20 protein-coding genes and 2 pseudogenes are annotated in these 15631 nt (G+C 44.4%); 12 read left to right on the top strand and 10 right to left on the bottom strand.

Annotated elements, in window-relative coordinates; all coding sequences use genetic code 11:
- Positions 1–743: pseudogene (locus B7L70_RS09190) on the bottom strand (phosphoenolpyruvate carboxykinase (GTP)); the annotation flags it as partial.
- Between the two features lie 122 nt (positions 744–865).
- Between B7L70_RS09190 and B7L70_RS09185 the strand changes: the two are divergent.
- Complete coding sequence (locus B7L70_RS09185) at positions 866–1693, top strand: hypothetical protein (RefSeq protein ID WP_081227553.1); 828 nt, start codon at positions 866–868, stop codon at positions 1691–1693.
- Here B7L70_RS09185 and B7L70_RS09180 read toward each other — a convergent pair.
- Entirely contained in the window at positions 1690–2463 is a 774-nt protein-coding gene (locus B7L70_RS09180; protein WP_081227552.1) for a hypothetical protein, read from the bottom strand. The genes B7L70_RS09185 and B7L70_RS09180 overlap by 4 nt on opposite strands.
- Before the next feature lie 214 nt (positions 2464–2677).
- Here B7L70_RS09180 and B7L70_RS09175 point away from each other — a divergent pair, with 214 nt between their 5' ends.
- From B7L70_RS09175 to B7L70_RS09160, 4 genes are all read left to right on the top strand, one after another.
- The gene (locus B7L70_RS09175) at positions 2678–2944 is read left to right on the top strand and encodes a hypothetical protein (RefSeq protein ID WP_081227551.1); all 267 of its coding nucleotides are present in this window, start codon (positions 2678–2680) and stop codon (positions 2942–2944) included.
- 178 nt (positions 2945–3122) lie between these two features.
- Positions 3123–4031, top strand: coding sequence for an SPFH domain-containing protein (locus B7L70_RS09170; RefSeq protein ID WP_081227550.1), 909 nt, complete (start codon positions 3123–3125; stop codon positions 4029–4031).
- Positions 4032–4090: 59 nt separating this feature from the next.
- Positions 4091–4534 carry a hypothetical protein gene (locus B7L70_RS09165; protein WP_081227549.1) on the top strand — a complete coding sequence of 148 codons (444 nt, stop codon included), beginning with the start codon at positions 4091–4093 and terminating at the stop codon, positions 4532–4534.
- Positions 4535–4564: 30 nt separating this feature from the next.
- Positions 4565–5080, top strand: coding sequence for a hypothetical protein (locus tag B7L70_RS09160; protein WP_081227548.1), 516 nt, complete (start codon positions 4565–4567; stop codon positions 5078–5080).
- 20 nt (positions 5081–5100) lie between these two features.
- Here the strand turns inward: B7L70_RS09160 and B7L70_RS09155 are convergent, their stop codons facing one another.
- Positions 5101–6711, bottom strand: a complete 1611-nt coding sequence (locus B7L70_RS09155) for an NAD(P)H-hydrate dehydratase (protein WP_081227547.1) — start codon at positions 6709–6711, stop codon at positions 5101–5103.
- A gap of 64 nt (positions 6712–6775) precedes the next feature.
- Between B7L70_RS09155 and B7L70_RS09150 the strand changes: the two genes are divergently transcribed.
- The 3 genes from B7L70_RS09150 to B7L70_RS09140 are packed head-to-tail and all read left to right on the top strand — an operon-like array spanning position 6776 to position 9059.
- Positions 6776–7135 (top strand): Hsp20/alpha crystallin family protein, encoded by a 360-nt coding sequence (locus tag B7L70_RS09150; protein ID WP_238376187.1) that lies wholly within the window; start codon positions 6776–6778, stop codon positions 7133–7135.
- The gene (locus B7L70_RS09145) at positions 7107–7742 is read left to right on the top strand and encodes an HAD-IB family phosphatase (RefSeq protein ID WP_081227546.1); all 636 of its coding nucleotides are present in this window, start codon (positions 7107–7109) and stop codon (positions 7740–7742) included. Before B7L70_RS09150 ends, B7L70_RS09145 begins: the two co-directional genes overlap by 29 nt.
- Before the next feature lie 51 nt (positions 7743–7793).
- The gene (locus B7L70_RS09140) at positions 7794–9059 is read left to right on the top strand and encodes an enolase (protein ID WP_081227545.1); all 1266 of its coding nucleotides are present in this window, start codon (positions 7794–7796) and stop codon (positions 9057–9059) included.
- 60 nt (positions 9060–9119) lie between these two features.
- Here the strand turns inward: B7L70_RS09140 and amrB are convergent, their stop codons facing one another.
- Together amrB and rpsB are read right to left on the bottom strand one after the other, a co-directional pair.
- On the bottom strand, positions 9120–9980 hold the full coding sequence (gene amrB / locus B7L70_RS09135) for an AmmeMemoRadiSam system protein B (protein ID WP_081227544.1): 861 nt from the start codon (positions 9978–9980) through the stop codon (positions 9120–9122).
- Positions 9981–10028: 48 nt separating this feature from the next.
- The gene (gene rpsB, locus B7L70_RS09130; protein ID WP_081227543.1) at positions 10029–10706 is read right to left on the bottom strand and encodes a 30S ribosomal protein S2; all 678 of its coding nucleotides are present in this window, start codon (positions 10704–10706) and stop codon (positions 10029–10031) included.
- A 206-nt stretch (positions 10707–10912) separates the two neighbouring features.
- Between rpsB and B7L70_RS09125 the strand changes: the two genes are divergently transcribed.
- On the top strand, positions 10913–11176 hold the full coding sequence (locus B7L70_RS09125; RefSeq protein WP_081227542.1) for a hypothetical protein: 264 nt from the start codon (positions 10913–10915) through the stop codon (positions 11174–11176).
- A 15-nt stretch (positions 11177–11191) separates the two neighbouring features.
- On the opposite strand, the gene B7L70_RS09120 is transcribed toward B7L70_RS09125, so the two are convergent.
- Positions 11192–11581, bottom strand: coding sequence for a hypothetical protein (locus B7L70_RS09120; RefSeq protein ID WP_143701605.1), 390 nt, complete (start codon positions 11579–11581; stop codon positions 11192–11194).
- A 66-nt stretch (positions 11582–11647) separates the two neighbouring features.
- Here B7L70_RS09120 and B7L70_RS09115 point away from each other — a divergent pair, with 66 nt between their 5' ends.
- Positions 11648–12010, top strand: coding sequence for a hypothetical protein (locus B7L70_RS09115; protein WP_081227540.1), 363 nt, complete (start codon positions 11648–11650; stop codon positions 12008–12010).
- A 27-nt stretch (positions 12011–12037) separates the two neighbouring features.
- On the opposite strand, the gene cmk is transcribed toward B7L70_RS09115, so the two are convergent.
- From cmk to trm10, 3 genes are read right to left on the bottom strand one after another with little or no spacing between them, the layout of a single operon-like run.
- On the bottom strand, positions 12038–12583 hold the full coding sequence (cmk, locus tag B7L70_RS09110; RefSeq protein WP_081227539.1) for a (d)CMP kinase: 546 nt from the start codon (positions 12581–12583) through the stop codon (positions 12038–12040).
- 6 nt (positions 12584–12589) lie between these two features.
- Positions 12590–12856, bottom strand: a complete 267-nt coding sequence (locus B7L70_RS09105; RefSeq protein WP_081227538.1) for a 50S ribosomal protein L34e — start codon at positions 12854–12856, stop codon at positions 12590–12592.
- Positions 12857–12898: 42 nt separating this feature from the next.
- Positions 12899–13954 carry a tRNA (adenine(9)-N1)-methyltransferase Trm10 gene (gene trm10, locus B7L70_RS09100; RefSeq protein WP_081227537.1) on the bottom strand — a complete coding sequence of 352 codons (1056 nt, stop codon included), beginning with the start codon at positions 13952–13954 and terminating at the stop codon, positions 12899–12901.
- 38 nt (positions 13955–13992) lie between these two features.
- Between trm10 and B7L70_RS09095 the strand changes: the two genes are divergently transcribed.
- Both B7L70_RS09095 and trxA read left to right on the top strand, forming a co-directional pair.
- Entirely contained in the window at positions 13993–14859 is an 867-nt protein-coding gene (locus B7L70_RS09095; protein ID WP_081227536.1) for a TatD family hydrolase, read from the top strand.
- Between the two features lie 59 nt (positions 14860–14918).
- Positions 14919–15353: a thioredoxin gene (gene trxA / locus B7L70_RS09090; protein ID WP_081227535.1), complete on the top strand. Its 435-nt coding sequence runs from the start codon at positions 14919–14921 to the stop codon at positions 15351–15353.
- Here the strand turns inward: trxA and B7L70_RS09085 are convergent.
- Positions 15350–15631 (bottom strand): annotated as a pseudogene (locus B7L70_RS09085) (hypothetical protein); the annotation flags it as partial. The gene trxA and the pseudogene B7L70_RS09085 overlap by 4 nt on opposite strands.

Raw genomic sequence — 15631 nt, 5'->3', positions numbered from 1 at the left:
TCCTCCATAGCCCTCTTAATCGTGAGCCTAAGCGCCAACTTCTTCAGGCCTATGCTGTTACCACCGTATTGCGTGTTTACGGAATAGACAGTCTCGCTGAGTAAATCTATGTATATCCTCCTCTGCTTAATGTTCTTGCTTTGTTTCATCTCATTCAATTCTCCCTGAGAATGAACAAACTTGAGAAACCTAACCCCCTCGCCCTGCCTAACAAACTCATCATAGGCGAGCCTATATAGTATGTTCTCGTTATGCATCACGTAGTAGGAGTCCGTTATTTGAACAGCCAATATACTAAAGGGTGAACCCTTCGGACCAAGTGAATAAAAGCCAACCAGCATCTCCCTACCCCTCATGATACCATTAAGCAACGAGAACATCTCCCTAAGACCCTCATCACGATCCTTAGTCCTTATGAACGGTAACTTTTGACCACCCGGTAGTAATATTGCCGTATCCTCACGAGCCCTTGCTTGATCGAGAGGGCTGTCAAAATGGACGGTATGTCCAGGGGTCTTGAGAGGTATTTCCTCACCCACCTCGATAGTCCTCCTCCTAATGTACTCGAGATCCTCAGGGCTCCCGGTGGATATAAATACGGAAGATGGTTTACAGAGATCCACTGCCCAGGCTATAAATTTGTGAAGCTCATAATTCCTTATCTCCATCAACCTTCGGTACATCTCATCGCTCATGCTATTACGAAGGATCCGATCCACCTCATCGGGTGTGCTCGGCATCATTAGGTCTACTATTACCTACATCCTTATAACTATTTCTCTATAGTTATTTATTGGTTGTTAACCTAGGTAAACTCTGTGAACTCCGAAACTAATAAAAAACTACGGTATTGATTATTAATGATATGGTGTGGAATTCGAGATATACCCTGGCGTTGCTCGCGGTTATAATTGCACTATTAATAATAATTATAGCACTATATCTAGACCCAATCAAGACAAGCGCAGGTAATTTACTCGCCCAAGAATACACGATACAGCAGCAGTACCTATCGCCAATTAATTATTCAACGGCTGAGATTCTTAACATAACAAGAACAATTTACCAGGATCTAGCTGAATACTTCAGCGACGTAATGGCAACACTCAACAGCATTTACTACTACCAACGCATCAACGCCACAAACATAATATCTACAATCAATAGGAACAGTACGAGAATCATAAAGGCCATAGTGAATACAAACACCACGATAGTGAATTCCCTATACAATGTTCAAAATAACATAGAGAACAACCTAACCTCGGAAATAAACACCGTGGGGAACACGGTATATAATGCCGTAATAAATGTCAGTAACTACGTTGCAGATAACAATACGGAAATCATTAATTCATTAAACACTATACAAAGCGAGGCCACAATGTATTATCAATTGTATGGGGCACCATACACAACAATACAGCAATCATACACACTATTCCAATTCAGTAACCTAACACTCATTGCATCACTACTCATAAACCTAAGTATACCGCCTGGTGGTAACGTGACGATACTCTGCTACACAGTGCCTGGCACGCAAATAAGTGTGCCAATATACTCAACCAGTGTCACGTCGCCAGAGACAATCACGATAAGGATAACGAATTACCCATGTTGGGAAATCGTAATACAAGCCCCAGGCTCAACACTTAACTGGTACTCAGGCGTTATATTATACCAAGGTTAAGAGATTATGTAAAGCAGAACAAGGATTAAAACAGCCAGGGCCAAGGACTCTATTAGCAGACCAACACCAATTCTCCTCACCCTAGCCCTGAGGTTGCTTGTGGATAATTTACGCTCCCTAACCGCGACTAAAGCCCTGGCGGTGGGTTCCGCAAGTACGAATAGGAATAATGGATTAACCATGGTATACATTAAATAGGCAAGCGGTGGCAAGGCCACTAACCAAAGAACTGAGGAATACCAAGGCTTAACCTCACTCCTAAATGGCATTTTACCCTCCACATAAAGGGCATTAAATGAGTGATAAATAACCCACATAAGCGATATTGCAATAATGCTCATGATCAATGCACCACCCATTAGTACATACCAGGCAATGAAAGATGAGGCTATTAACGCCGTACCTGAGGCATTAGCAATAACGGACCTACCCCGACCACGAACAATCTCGAGTATAAACAATACTAATGGTATTATGGGTATGAGCAACCAAGGTCCTGGGTGAGTAAGTAGTACTGCGTACGGTAGTATGTTTACTAGGAATAGTAAGTAACTAAATAATCCCCCTTTAGACACTAGGCTTAGATGTACCCTGACTAGACTAATGAAGTTTAAAGCCGCAAGTCCTGTTACCAGGATAATCCTTACAATGCTTAAATAGGCCCTATTTATAATTAATAAGGAGGATAAGGCCATCACATAATTAATAATGAGCAGCGTCAATGCGCCAGAATCGGTGTGAACCCTCCTAGTTATTAACTCATTACCCACGGGCTTTATGGATGTTGTTGTGAGTTAAAGGTTGCTATTGATACTTATAACGCCTCACTTGTCGTGGGTTGTCTCGAGGATTATTAAGGGAGGTTCTTGTAAAAATGCTTGCTATGTTTTATTTGTAATTGAAAATAAATAATTAAACCTAGCACTTTCTTTGATTGTTAATGGGGTAATCCTTATTTATTTGTGAGTTGAATTATGTAATGTAATGATTAGGGAAACAGTAGTTATGAGGAGGATGCTGTGGTTAGCATTGAGAAAGCAATTGATTGGTGATTATGGAAACCTCGACACTGACTGCGAGGTATTACTCCTTAAGGACCCAGTCATTCATATTGTGGCTTGTGCAGATGATGATTACGTTAATGTAACCATTACATATAATCCACTGGATATAGTAACGGATATCAGGAGATCGCAAAAAACAAGGGCCAGGAGTAAGTATGTACTCGATGTACCACTGCATAAAGGTTAATATTCAGGACACGCATGAATTAATGAGTTAATGATGAGAATGGTGGACGCTGAGGATTTTAGGAATTAATGATGTCCTTCCAGACTGCTGAATATTCGAGTATAACTCTCTATATTATTTATATTATATTTACATTGAGAGTAAAACCTTAAAGTCCTGGTGGAATTATACCGTTACTATGTCCATTAGGGCCCAGGTAATATCTACGCTTAGGGAAGATGGAAGGGATGAGATGGGCGCAAATGACTTAATAGTGAAGTATCACTCAGTGGATGTTAGGACTAGGTCAAGGCTCATAGTGTATTCAAACCAAAAAGCTGTTGTTAGGATCCAGGGGCAAATAACGGGTGTGTTTGACCCGGGCGCGCATGATTTACAAACGCCAGCGAACCCTGTGTCACAATTCTTCGCGAAGTTCCAATACGCAGGTAATATACCATGGGAGGTAGAAGTATTATTTGTGAGCACGGCTAGGCATGAGGCTAGGAGTGAGGGTGTTACACAAACAAAGGAACTTGTACCTATGAAGTATCAAGTAGCCTATTACTTCACAATATCAGACCCTGTTAAGTTAGTGAATAGTGTGCAATTTGGTGAGTTGAAGTACACGGTTAATGACTTCGCAATGTACCTATCACCCATCATTGATCAAGCGGTTTCCCAAATACTAAACATGATATCCCTAAGTGAAGTCTATGCCAACCTGCACAAAATAACCGATGCAATCACAGCATCGCTTAGGTCGGTAATGGAGGAAATGGGTGTAAACCTAATAGCATGTAGGTTGGTTAGGCTGGAGCCCGAGGATGAAACAATGAGGAGGGTGATACAGTTCTCAGCACTTGGACTTGACTTAAACACGGCGATTAGGGCTAGGTTAGCCGAAATAATGGCACAACGCTCAGACCCTGCTGCAACCAACATGATGCTTGGCGTGCCTTACTACCCAATAAACCTACTCGTAGGTGGAGCAGGTTGGTTACCCACAACACAAGTGCCAGTAACACAGTTGGCACCACCGACACAGAAACCGGAGACTAAACCTGAAGAGAGAAGGGAGGGGGAATTTAGAGTAGATAATGTGTGATCTCACGTGAATTACTGTGAGAATTGTTTAAAACCTGCCGCATCATCATTCTCGTGACCATGAGCACCAGAGAGGTCAGATATGGTGTGGTTGCTGGAGTTGGTTACTCATTCCTAGTTTCCGTATTAACGCTGGCTTTGGAGGCCTTGGCGAATATGTTCTACCCAACGCCCCTGGTCCTAAGCCCAATCTGGGCAATATATAAAGGGATATATATAAGGGGATACTGGGTCTCATTTTTCCTAATCCTAGCTCTATATGGGTTGTTAATAATATTCGTAAAGCCATATAGGTCAGAGGAACTCATGGGTTACATGGGGATATTCAGGGCAACCCAGAGGGTGGTTATATTCACAATAATCGCCCTAGCAATACTATCCATAGTATTCGATGCCTACACGGATCCATTAAGAACGAGGATTGGTTTATTCATAGTAGTTAATGTAATAGCTGGCGTAGTTGGTGGTTATTTGGGGAGTAAATTCTATTTTGCAAGGAAATAGGTTTAAAACCATGTTTTTAGGTATAGGGTTGTGTCCAGTCAGGGTAATGAGCCAACTACGCCAATCTCAGAATCACCATTGACCCCACTTGAGAAGTTGCAATTAATGGTTCCTGGATTCAGGGGGTATAAGGTTAAGGATTTGATTAGGCAGGACGACTTCCTCGTTAGGAAGGCCGTAACCCAATTACTTGAGGAGGCAAGAGGCATCATAGAGGCTAATGAAGCCACCATAGCCCAATCCAACCCCTTTGACCCTGCCATTCAGCAGTATGAGGCATTGCTTTCGGAGTTGAGGAAATTAATAAGTGAGGTCTTTAATGCGCCGCTTGGTGATTCGGGTATGCATGATAGGTTTAAGGTTTACCCTGAGGATTTGGAGAGACTTGTGGAGTATGATTTAAAATTGATAACCACAGCCAAAAACATCCTAGACCTAGCTAAATCCGGAGCCTCGCCCCTGAATATACTCAACATGGTTAGAGAGGCAAGGAGCTACGCTTATGAGAGACAGAAATTACTAATGCCAGAAAAGTTAAGGACTTAACCACGGCATTGATTAGCTCATTATTTAAGTAGCTTCTGTGCTGATATATGAATTGACGCATTAATTATAGAGTCCACATTAATGAGTCTCCTGAAGACCTTTGGTATATTCTCTATAACATCCACGGGGGTTATGTGATAACCAAACTCCTTAACGGCCATATCACCAGCAAGCCCCGTAATGAAGGCGCCGAGCGCTGCGGCCTCGAATACATCATTTACCTTGACAGCTAGTGCCGAAACAACACCCGTTAACACATCTCCGGTACCTCCAACGGTCATCCCAGGGTTACCCGTGAAATTAAGCTTATACCTCTGCCCATCACTGATGATGTCAACATTACCCTTGAGGAGGATCACACCACCCTTAAATAGGGATTTGACGATGTCATTAACTCTTTGGGCCCTTGACCAGGGATTCCCATCAACGGTTATGTCAATACCCGTTAACCACTTGAACTCGCCAGCATGGGGTGTTACAACAACACCCTTCCTAATGAGATCCTGCTTCTTTAATTCACCAATGGCCTTTATCGCGTCGGCATCAATAACGACCTTCTTACCTATATCAACAGCCCTCGAGACTAATTCAACAACGGTCTTCATTGTCTCCTCCCTAAGTCCAAGGCCGGGGCCTATGGCGATAACGTGAGATTTACCCATCTGCTCCATTATCTGGTCAACATGGTTTATCGCCAGGTAATCCCCATCGAGGGGTATTGCTATTATGCTCGGATCGTGAGACCTTATGTCTCTGGCAACGTCTCGAGGAGCCATCACTATTGATAAATCAACGCCACTCCTCAGTGCAGCCTTTGCGGCTAGGTATATTGCGCCCGTGAACTCCTTAGAGCCGCCGATTAGCAATACCCTACCATTATCACCCTTCTTAGAATCAGGTCTCCTTGCGTAGTTTAGGTAATACACATCACCGGGTCCAACCACGTGCTCTACCTCCTCAGGTATACCGATGTCAGCAATCACCAGCTCACCAACGTACTGTGAAGCACCCTCCTTAACGAGGCCTGTCTTCGGCCTATGCATTGTGACAGTTACATGGGCCTTAACTGCGATATCCCTAACCTCGCCAGTATCTGGGTCTAAACCGCTCGGTATGTCCACGGCAACCCTGTAGGCGGCGGACTTATTGATTAATTCAATGGCTGTGGCCTGGGGCTCTCTGAGGATACCTCTGATGCCTGTTCCGATTATCGCATCGATTATAACCTCAGCCCAGGGATGAAAAAGTTCTTGGTTTGCCAATAGGTCGTAGGGTGTCGTGGCCTCTATGATCTCGATATTCAGGTTCCTAAGTATTGCTAGGTTATCAACAACCAACTCCTCCCTAGCATCGCTAATGCGCCCAAGAAGTATCACCTTCACGTCCCTACCCCAGGAATGTAGGTACCTAGCAGCCACAAGCCCGTCGCCTCCGTTATCACCCAAACCAGCCACAACAAGAACCCTCTTGGCATTTGGGTACCTCTCGACGACTACCGTAGCCACGGACCTACCGGCGTTCTCCATGAGTAAATGCCTATCAATACCCACAAAGACCGAGTTACTATCAATCACACGCATCTCGAGACTAGATATGGGATTCTGCGACCAAAACCTGAAGTCTTTGGGCATACACCAACGCAACGTAATTAATTCCTTAAAAAATGCTTCTATGCAAAACACTACATCAATGGATATGGGTATATTCATTAGGATAGGTATTGGTGGCGCCTATGAGGGCCAGGGTATTCGGACAGGTGATTATAAAGAGCCCAGGTACTCAATGATGGTTGAGGATGATTACCTGGTGATTGAGGTTGAAATTCCAGGGATTAACAAGGAGGGTATAACCGTGAAGCTCGTTGGTGAGGATAAGATATTCATTAAGGCTGAGGGTGATGGTAGGAAGTACCTATTGATTAGGCAATTGCCCGTATCCGTTACGGTCGAGAACTCCCAAGCAGTTTATAGAAATGGCTTATTAATAATAGGCTACCAATTAAGGGTACGCGCATTGGTGTTGAGTGATGATACGTGTCGCCGTGCTAGATGTTGATGGAGTATTAACATACTTCAGGAGTGCGTGGATGCATCTCCACAGGATCTTGGGTACCGATGCTTGGGCAACAATTAATAGGGATGCATATAGGGCAGGGCTTATTAATTACAGGGATTGGGCTTTGGTGGATGCATTGCTTTGGTTTGGTGTTCCTAAGACTTGGGTTGAACCACCTGTAACGCTTAGAAAAGGCGCCGTGGAGTTGCTAAAGCTCCTGAGGAATAATGGCATTAGAGTAATCGCCCTGAGTGGTGGGCTTAATTACACCGAAGTGCCGATTAAGGACTATGTTGATTACTTCATAAGCAATGAATTAATCTTTGATGAGGATTACTCATTAATCTCGGTTAAGGTTAATGTTGAGAGCAAGGACTTCATCAAGGACTTGCTCGGAAAACTGGGTGTTACGTGGGACCAGGTCTTAGCCGTTGGCGATAGCGACATGGACCTACCAATACTTAAAAGTGCCAGGTATTCAATAGCCTATAATCCATTGAGTGAGGAGGTTGCCAACACGGCCCGTGTTATCATAAATTCAGACACACTCTATCCAGTTATTGATGTCATTAATGCTATCTTGAAGGGAGATGTATACGTAAAGTAAACGTTTACGTAAGAAATAACACATTAATACTACTCGCCTAATCATTGAATGATGCCTGACACGACAATTGAGGATTTGGGTATCAGGAAGGTGTTTAATTCCAGGGGTGAGGAAACGGTTGAGGTTGAGGTTTACCTAACGGATGGGTTTGGAAAGGCTGCAGCACCTGCTGGAGCGTCTAGGGGTTCTCATGAGGTTGTTTATTTTCCAAACGATGATGTTGACCTGGCAGTAAGTACGTTTGAGAAAACCGTTGCGCCAGACCTAATGGGTCTTGATGCATCGATACAGAGTGAGGTTGATATTAGGCTTGAGGAGATTGATGGTACAGAGAACTTCTCAAGGATTGGTGGTGCCGTGGCTGTGGCAACGTCAATGGCTGTTGCGAGGGCATCATCAAACGCTCTAGAAATACCTCTCTATCAGCACCTTGGTGGTACTAACACCAGGGATTTACCCTACCCACTTGGTAACGTGATAGGCGGCGGTAAGCATAGTAGGGGCCTTGGCCCTGATATTCAGGAATTCCTGGTATTGCCTTACGGAGCCCCTGATATATACAGCGCCCTGAAGGCCAACATAGAGGTTCATAGGTCGGTATTTAAGGAGCTTGTTAAGGTGGATCCCTCATTCACAGGTGGCCGTAATGATGAGGGAGCCTGGTCTGCAAGAATCTCCACAGGCACAGCACTTGACATATTAAATAGGGTCGTTAAGGAGGTCAGTAATAAGGTGGGTTTTGAAATCGGCATTGGTGTTGACTTAGCAGCATCAAATCTCTGGAACGGTGAGAAATACGTCTATACAAATGAAGGTATAACCAGATCACCTAAAGAACAGCTTGAGTTTATCAAGGGGTTGATTGAGAAGTACAATCTTGTGTTTGTCGAGGATCCATTTCATGAGGAAGATTTCAAGTCGTTTGCCGAATTGACGGATATCGTTGGCGATAAATGCCTAGTAGTCGGTGATGACATATTCGTAACAAACCCGTCCAGGCTATCCATGGGTATTAAGGAGGGTGCTGGTAATGGTATCATAATAAAGCCTGACCAGATTGGTACGTTAAGTAGGGCGTGGGATACTGTTAGGCTAGCGGTTTCCAACGGTTATGTGCCGGTGGTTTCGCATAGGTCTGGCGATACTGAGTATGATACATTAGCACACATAGCTGTTGGGTTTGGCGCACCTATAATAAAGAGTGGGATCCTAGGTGGTGAGAGGATCGCTAAGCTTAATGAGTTAATAAGGATTTGGGATTACATGGGTAAGGCAGCCCGTATGAACCAGGCATTGGTACGGAAAATAAAGCATTGATTTATGGTGAACCCCTGGTTTAAAGATTGAGGGCTCAATTTTTACTTAATCACTCATTACTCACAGGTAAAAGGCTATACTCGCGTAACCAACTGTCTCTAGCGTGTACCCGCTGGTGTCCCCCGACGTTGCATGCCTGAGTAATACCACGTTCTTAACCCCGAGCTTTTTGGCGGCAACTATTGCGGTGGCTATTGCGCCATAACCGCATGCTGACACATCGTACCTCTCAATTACGTCAAAGAACGAGTCTTCATCAAGCTTAAGCACCGGGTCTATCGCCCTCATATCCTTCTCAGTGGTTATTTCGTGCGGTTCATAGTGATTCCAATCGCTAGATGCTACATAGACTATTGAGCCGGATTCATGGCTTGTTATTACGTCAGCGATTGCATTACCCAGGTCTCTGGCGACGTCCTTCGTTTGTCTCCAGAGGGCTATGGGTACTATCTTGACGTTATTACCGAATATGTACTGTATGAAGGGTAATTGAACCTCCAGCGAGTGCTCCTGGGAGAAGGCGTAAACGTCCGGCTCTAGATACTTTACCTTGTTCATTAATTCCTTGGCTACCTCACTATCAACTTCGAGGGAACCTAATGGTGTTTCCCAAACACCATCTGGGTAAATAGCCACTGGGGAGCCAACACCGTAGTGATTAGGGCCGACTATTATGAATGTTCTTGGGTTGTGAAATCTATAGATCTCGGCGAATGACATTGCTGCTATAGGGCCTGAGTATATATAACCTGCGTGTGGGACGATGACGATGGGTACAGACCTGAACCCCTCACGTGGTTGTTTAATTAATTGGCCAGGTCCTAGTGGGTGTCTTATTGACCACTCAATCTGCTCAATGAGCTTATCCCTATGTGCCTCGTAGAAGTACCCAGCCACAGCTGGTTTTCTTGTTTGCGGCATACAGGTAAAGTCTTAGTTGTTCTTAAAACGCCTTACTACCTCGGTAACTTACGATATACCTTCGACAGTGACCTTAACCTCGAATTCCTCGGGCGGAACAGGTAGGTCTTCGCTCTCCTTAAGTTCACCCCTAACTCTCAGTACCTGCCTTGCCAGTAACCAATACATTAGCGCCAGACTCCTCCTACCCTTGTTATTGCAGGGTATTATTAGGTCGACGTAGGATATTGGGGTGTCCGTATCAACAAGCGCTATGACTGGTATACCCATCCTTGCAGCTTCCTCGATTGCCTGGGCATCAGCCTTTGGGTCTGTGGATATCAATAAGTCAGTCTCAATATAGTGGTTCAGGTTGGGGTTTGTGAAAGTACCTGGTACAAACCTACCGGTTATTGCCTTACACCTAACAAACCTGCAAAACATTTCCACGGGCTTAAAACCGTAGGGTTTGGCCGAGTAGGCAACAACCTTTTCCGGGTCATACATGGCAATCATCTTGGCAGCGATCCTAATCCTCTCATCTATCTTCCTAAGATTGAGTATCCTAAGCCCATCAGGCCTCACTGAGAAAACAAAGCCCCTCCTCTGTAGGTATGCATTTGAGACCCTTGTCCCAAGCCTAACACCTGCCGCTAGGTATCTTTCAATGGCTATTAGCAGCTCCTCCTGTGGTGGCACTGGTGCGAGACCTTCCTCTCGTGTCTCCTTACGCTCCTCATTGCTCATTAGTTGACAACGATGAGGTCTGAGTTAATAAGCTTTTACTGGATCATTACCTGGGATTCTCGTCGTAATCCATAGGGTTAATCGCAACGACTTTTAATGAATAAAGTTATGATTAAGACCATAACTCCACCTATTAAGTTGTCTCTAGTATTGAAGAATTAAATTACCAATATCTTTTATATTGAGGCTGGGTAGCACTAAATTGTATGAGTGCCGTTAGGATATTCTTCGAGGTGCTCCTGGTCATAGTGGCGTTGGCATTGATATACACCATAGTGACACCATTCAAGGCTGAGGTTAAGTCCTACATACTTAGTATTGGTAATAGGCAGGTTAGTGAATTACTATACATCATTGGTTACATAATCTATAAACTAGGCTATTTATCATACACACTCTTAGATTTGATAGCTAAGTACTCGTACCAAGCCATCCAGTATTTACTGAATGGCTTGGGAGTGCGTGGGTAGTTTCGGTTTTTATGATTATTCGTAGTGTTTATTACCATTGGTGTTCAAGCCCCGTAGGGCTATTAGGTATGCCGATGCTGTGTGCCTATCCAGTCTATACTTCCTCATTAACTCATCGTGCTCTACCGAGTTTGTTGTTCCCTTTGGGTTTACGTAGCCAACCCTAATTGAATACAGTGGTGCCTTCAATGCTATTCTCTCTATGATGGAGCTTCTGAAGATCGTGACCTTGTGGTTGTAATTCTCATGACCCCTATCACCACCCCTAACCCACATTAACTTTAGACCGTTGGCAAGCCACTGCGGTGAGCGACTCCAGGGAGACCGTCGAGAAGGAGACGGCGGGAAACCGCCATCTCCGGAGAGACGGTCAAGTTTAACCTTAATCCTTGATGTTGGTTTCATGATCATTTTCTCTTTTTATGAAAAAGAGAAAGATTTAAATAGAAAGTGAAATAAGTAATTAATTTGATGAGCGTTATACAGCTGAAGGAGGTTAGGACGTGGAAGGACGAGTTAAGGGATGTTTTAACGAAGTATGTAAGAGATCCATTCAAGGATAGGATAGATGAGTACCTAGGATTTCTCGACACCCTCTATGATAAGTGGTGGAATGGTGATGTAAAAACTAGGGAATACTACGCATACCACATGGCCCTCCTCATGGCTAAGTCAGACAAGCCCAACGTAATTAAGGCAAAACTCAACAGTTACTATGCATACCTGGTGTACAGGGGTTACGTGAGTGCGTACAGGCTGATGAAGGACAAGTACGTGGCAGGTGGTGAATCCATCTATACCTGGCTTAGGATGTACAGAAAGGTAATAGGCTGAATCGAATCCCTGTACCGTATTACCAAGTTAAAAACGATTTTTGCTTCGCAAAACATTATATACATAGTTATATACTAAGTCAACAACCTGCTCGGCACCTATGTACGTTGTATCTATCACTAGGTCGAATATTGATAAATCGTTGATGTCAATTCCATATATGGTTAAGTACCTCCTCCTATTCGATTCCTCACGAATCCTTACCTCATTGATGGCATCATCAAGTGTCTTTCCATCCCTGCTCGATAGTCTCCTGGCCCTCGTGCTTATGTCAGCCTTTAGATAAATCCTCACATCCGCAACATCCCTCAAGATCCAGGCGGCTAGGTGACCCTCAATAACGGCATTACCCTTCCTAGCCTCGCTTATGGCCGCCTCATCCACAGCCCTATCTATGCTAAAATCGCGCTCTGCAATCTTATGAAGCTCTATCAAGGAAACCCCCCTCTCAATAGCTATCCTTCTGAAGAGTTCCCCAATGGACACGAACCTATAGCCCAACCTATTAGCCAGTTCCTTAGCTACCGTGGTCTTGCCACTGGCGGCCTGCCCACTAATAGCAACAACACCCATCACCAATCACACTGTGGCTAATCGAACAGCCAACCTAAGGCCTAGTGATAAGCATCTGTGGCAGACATAACCACCGTACGGCCTAGACACGGTCAGCCCCCTCACATGCTTGGTCTTTACCCTAGCGATATCAATCCCACTCAATGGCCTACCACAAATCGCACACCTAGGCCTTGAGGAAATCCTCTTTTCGTAGTGAGTTACATTACGTCCACCTGGAGTCTTCACGTTAATTCTCCTCAACTTCCTAGACCTTAAGGCCGGTCTTGGCATAACCAGGTCGCTATGGCTCATGGTTTTTTATTTTTTACTTTATTACATAACGTACTTATGCGTCCAAGGCCCAAGCCTTGCCTGATGCAGCGATAAGTACCTATTAATTTCTTCATCATCCATTACAATAACGTGCGACTTCTTGAGTGCAAGCTCCACTTCCTTTGCCGTTGCGCCTAGCCAATTGATTCTCTTAATCATAGATTTAGGTATTACCAGCATTGTAGTACTGCCAACCCTGACCCTGTATGAGGCCCTTTGCATTTCATAGAATAGCCTATTTACTCTATCCCTCTTAGACATCGACATTATTATTGAATCCTCAAGGCTCCTACCCTCAAATAACACCCTTAGTATGATCTCGATTATCTTATTCAACCTATCCGGGACACCAATTACAGAACCTCTAAGCTCGATCCTACACCTAGGTACCTTCAAACCAAGGAGCCTGTAGAGCCTACCTGTCTCACCCTTAACCCTCCTCTCCTTATCAACAATACCGCCAATAATGAATGTGGAGAATTCATTAATCAACACCTCATTCAACACACAATCACCCTCCGCATCAAGCATCACGGTGGGACCCTCTATCCTAGGAGCGCCCTTATTAATGACAACCGCGTTGGTGAATCCCCTGGCGAATTTATCTAGGTATTGAAGGAATTCGTCAGGCACATTCGACAATTCCAGGTTACCATCCCATAGATACCTCCTGACAACCGATATTGATGCTAATACCTGCTCAACAAGCTCATTTCTCTCGGTCTCGGTATGTTCTCCCCAAAGGGTTAGGTCTATGATAAAGTGTGGTTTACTAGGAATTGGCATTTCTATGCGGATTGGATTTGGGCACTTACTAGGCTTAACTAATCTCGCATCGCAGGGTATGCCGTCTTTGGTTAGTGCCGTTATCTCTAAATCATCATCCCTAAGGACTGTGCGACCACCATAGCCACCACCACACACCACATACTTACCTAGCAGTAGCGATACGGCTATGCATTGGGGTAAATAATCACCACACCTCAACCTACCCACGCATAACCTCCGTATCCCCAATTTCTTCAACTCCTCAATCAACAGCCTCCCAAGCAACACCAAGTAATGATTATAACCCTCTATAAAAGGCATGGGTGGTGCAGGAAGGATTACCACTCTGCGATAACCACGCCCACACAAACCCAATGATTGGAATTGGACCTAAGGAGCTCGCCAGGAGATTTAGGAGAGAGGGTGGTGTCTTCATAGTCATTGTAGCCCTACTAACCTGGAGCCTAAATCTAACACCTGGTGATCTAGAGAGTGTTAGGAAGATGTATGATGTAACTATAGAGTCAGCGAGAATAATAAATGAGGAGGGCGTAAAATCCGTCGCGGTAATCGGATTACACCCAGCCGAGGGTTATGAGCTGCTGAGGCGTGGTTGGTCCATGAAGGAGGTTAAGAACTTCATGATGAAGGGCATAGACCTTGCGGCTGAGTATGTGAGGGATGGTAAGGCCATGGGCATAGGTGAGATTGGTAGACCTCATTGGGATGTTCCTTCCCAAGTTATGGACCTCTTCAATGAATTAATAATGTATGGCTTAGGCGTTGCTAAGGATGTGGGTGCTATTGTCCATCTGCACCTGGAGAGGAATGGTGTAACTACGGCGTCATCGATAGTGGACATGGTCAGGAGGGTGGGTAATAAACCGTATAGTGTGGTTATGCATCATGCACAGCCCATAGCCATAGATACGGCCTTCACGAATAACGTTATGCCATCAATACCGATGGGTAGGAAGGGGGAGTTTGAGGAGGCTATTAAGCACGGTCCGGGCTTTGTTGTTGAGAGTGATTTCATAGATGATCCAAAGAGACCTGGGGCTGTGATTCCGCCGTGGACGCTCGTTAGAAAATTGAGGAATTACGTAATTAATGGCGTAATAAATGAGGATTTCCTTCATAGGCTTTGTGTTGAAAATATTGAAAGGATTTACGGTATTGAGATCACCAAATAGATCAACCAAGCCTGGACAGACGCCAATGCCTTAAAAAGGGTATTTAATGATTAACGCAGATGGGTGAGGAGGATAGGGAGTTACTCGAGAAGGTGTATAGGAGGATCATAATGTCTCGGGCTAAGGAGACACGAAGTGAGAAACAAGGTCTAAAGATGTGCCCTAATGGCATACTGATGCTTAATGGTTCAAATCTCATGTCATCAATTAAGGAGTGCGCTGCAGCGGTGATTGATTTTTACGCTGACTGGTGCATACCCTGTAAGATCATGGAGCCCATACTCAATAAGTTGGCTCAAGTATTTGCAGGCAAAGTGTTGTTTGGGCGTGTGGATGTTGATGAAGATCCAGAAATAGCCGCCGAGTATGGTGTCATGTCAATACCAACAACAATACTTCTCAGAAATGGTGAGGAGGTTTATCGGGTCATAGGTGCTGTGGACTATAATACGATGAAGAGGTATATCGAGATACACCTAGGGGTTAGACCTTAGGTGTTGACTTCGTTAATTATTAAGCGTCTCCCATCCTGGGCAGGCAATATGAATGTTAGTTTATAACTATCGCCAAAGAATATCACACTGACATCATCGCCCAAGTGCATTTCACCATCAACACCAGCCAGTATGCAGCTTTCACAGTTTTTTGCATCGTCGATTATGTTCCTGAATACGTTGATTGCATCCTTGCCTGTAACTGTTATTGATGCCACAACGCCTGCGTGATCTCCGTGCACATGGTGATCAACCTTAGCATTATATTTAGCTTTGAG

It is taken from the genome of Vulcanisaeta sp. EB80 (assembly GCF_002078205.2).
The sequence above is the reverse complement of the archived record's forward strand: the minus strand, read 5'-3'. Positions and strand labels throughout refer to the sequence as shown.

Coding starts and splice junctions, on each gene's coding strand:
- B7L70_RS09185 (WP_081227553.1), top strand. CDS start 866: ATGGTGTGGAATTCGAGATATACCCTGGCGTTGCTCGCGGTTATAATT.
- B7L70_RS09175 (WP_081227551.1), top strand. CDS start 2,678: ATGATTAGGGAAACAGTAGTTATGAGGAGGATGCTGTGGTTAGCATTG.
- B7L70_RS09170 (WP_081227550.1), top strand. CDS start 3,123: ATGTCCATTAGGGCCCAGGTAATATCTACGCTTAGGGAAGATGGAAGG.
- B7L70_RS09165 (WP_081227549.1), top strand. CDS start 4,091: ATGAGCACCAGAGAGGTCAGATATGGTGTGGTTGCTGGAGTTGGTTAC.
- B7L70_RS09155 (WP_081227547.1), bottom strand. CDS start 6,711: ATGCCCAAAGACTTCAGGTTTTGGTCGCAGAATCCCATATCTAGTCTC.
- B7L70_RS09150 (WP_238376187.1), top strand. CDS start 6,776: ATGGGTATATTCATTAGGATAGGTATTGGTGGCGCCTATGAGGGCCAG.
- B7L70_RS09145 (WP_081227546.1), top strand. CDS start 7,107: ATGATACGTGTCGCCGTGCTAGATGTTGATGGAGTATTAACATACTTC.
- B7L70_RS09140 (WP_081227545.1), top strand. CDS start 7,794: ATGCCTGACACGACAATTGAGGATTTGGGTATCAGGAAGGTGTTTAAT.
- amrB (WP_081227544.1), bottom strand. CDS start 9,980: ATGCCGCAAACAAGAAAACCAGCTGTGGCTGGGTACTTCTACGAGGCA.
- rpsB (WP_081227543.1), bottom strand. CDS start 10,706: ATGAGCAATGAGGAGCGTAAGGAGACACGAGAGGAAGGTCTCGCACCA.
- B7L70_RS09125 (WP_081227542.1), top strand. CDS start 10,913: ATGAGTGCCGTTAGGATATTCTTCGAGGTGCTCCTGGTCATAGTGGCG.
- B7L70_RS09120 (WP_143701605.1), bottom strand. CDS start 11,581: ATGAAACCAACATCAAGGATTAAGGTTAAACTTGACCGTCTCTCCGGA.
- B7L70_RS09115 (WP_081227540.1), top strand. CDS start 11,648: ATGAGCGTTATACAGCTGAAGGAGGTTAGGACGTGGAAGGACGAGTTA.
- cmk (WP_081227539.1), bottom strand. CDS start 12,583: ATGGGTGTTGTTGCTATTAGTGGGCAGGCCGCCAGTGGCAAGACCACG.
- B7L70_RS09105 (WP_081227538.1), bottom strand. CDS start 12,856: ATGCCAAGACCGGCCTTAAGGTCTAGGAAGTTGAGGAGAATTAACGTG.
- trxA (WP_081227535.1), top strand. CDS start 14,919: ATGGGTGAGGAGGATAGGGAGTTACTCGAGAAGGTGTATAGGAGGATC.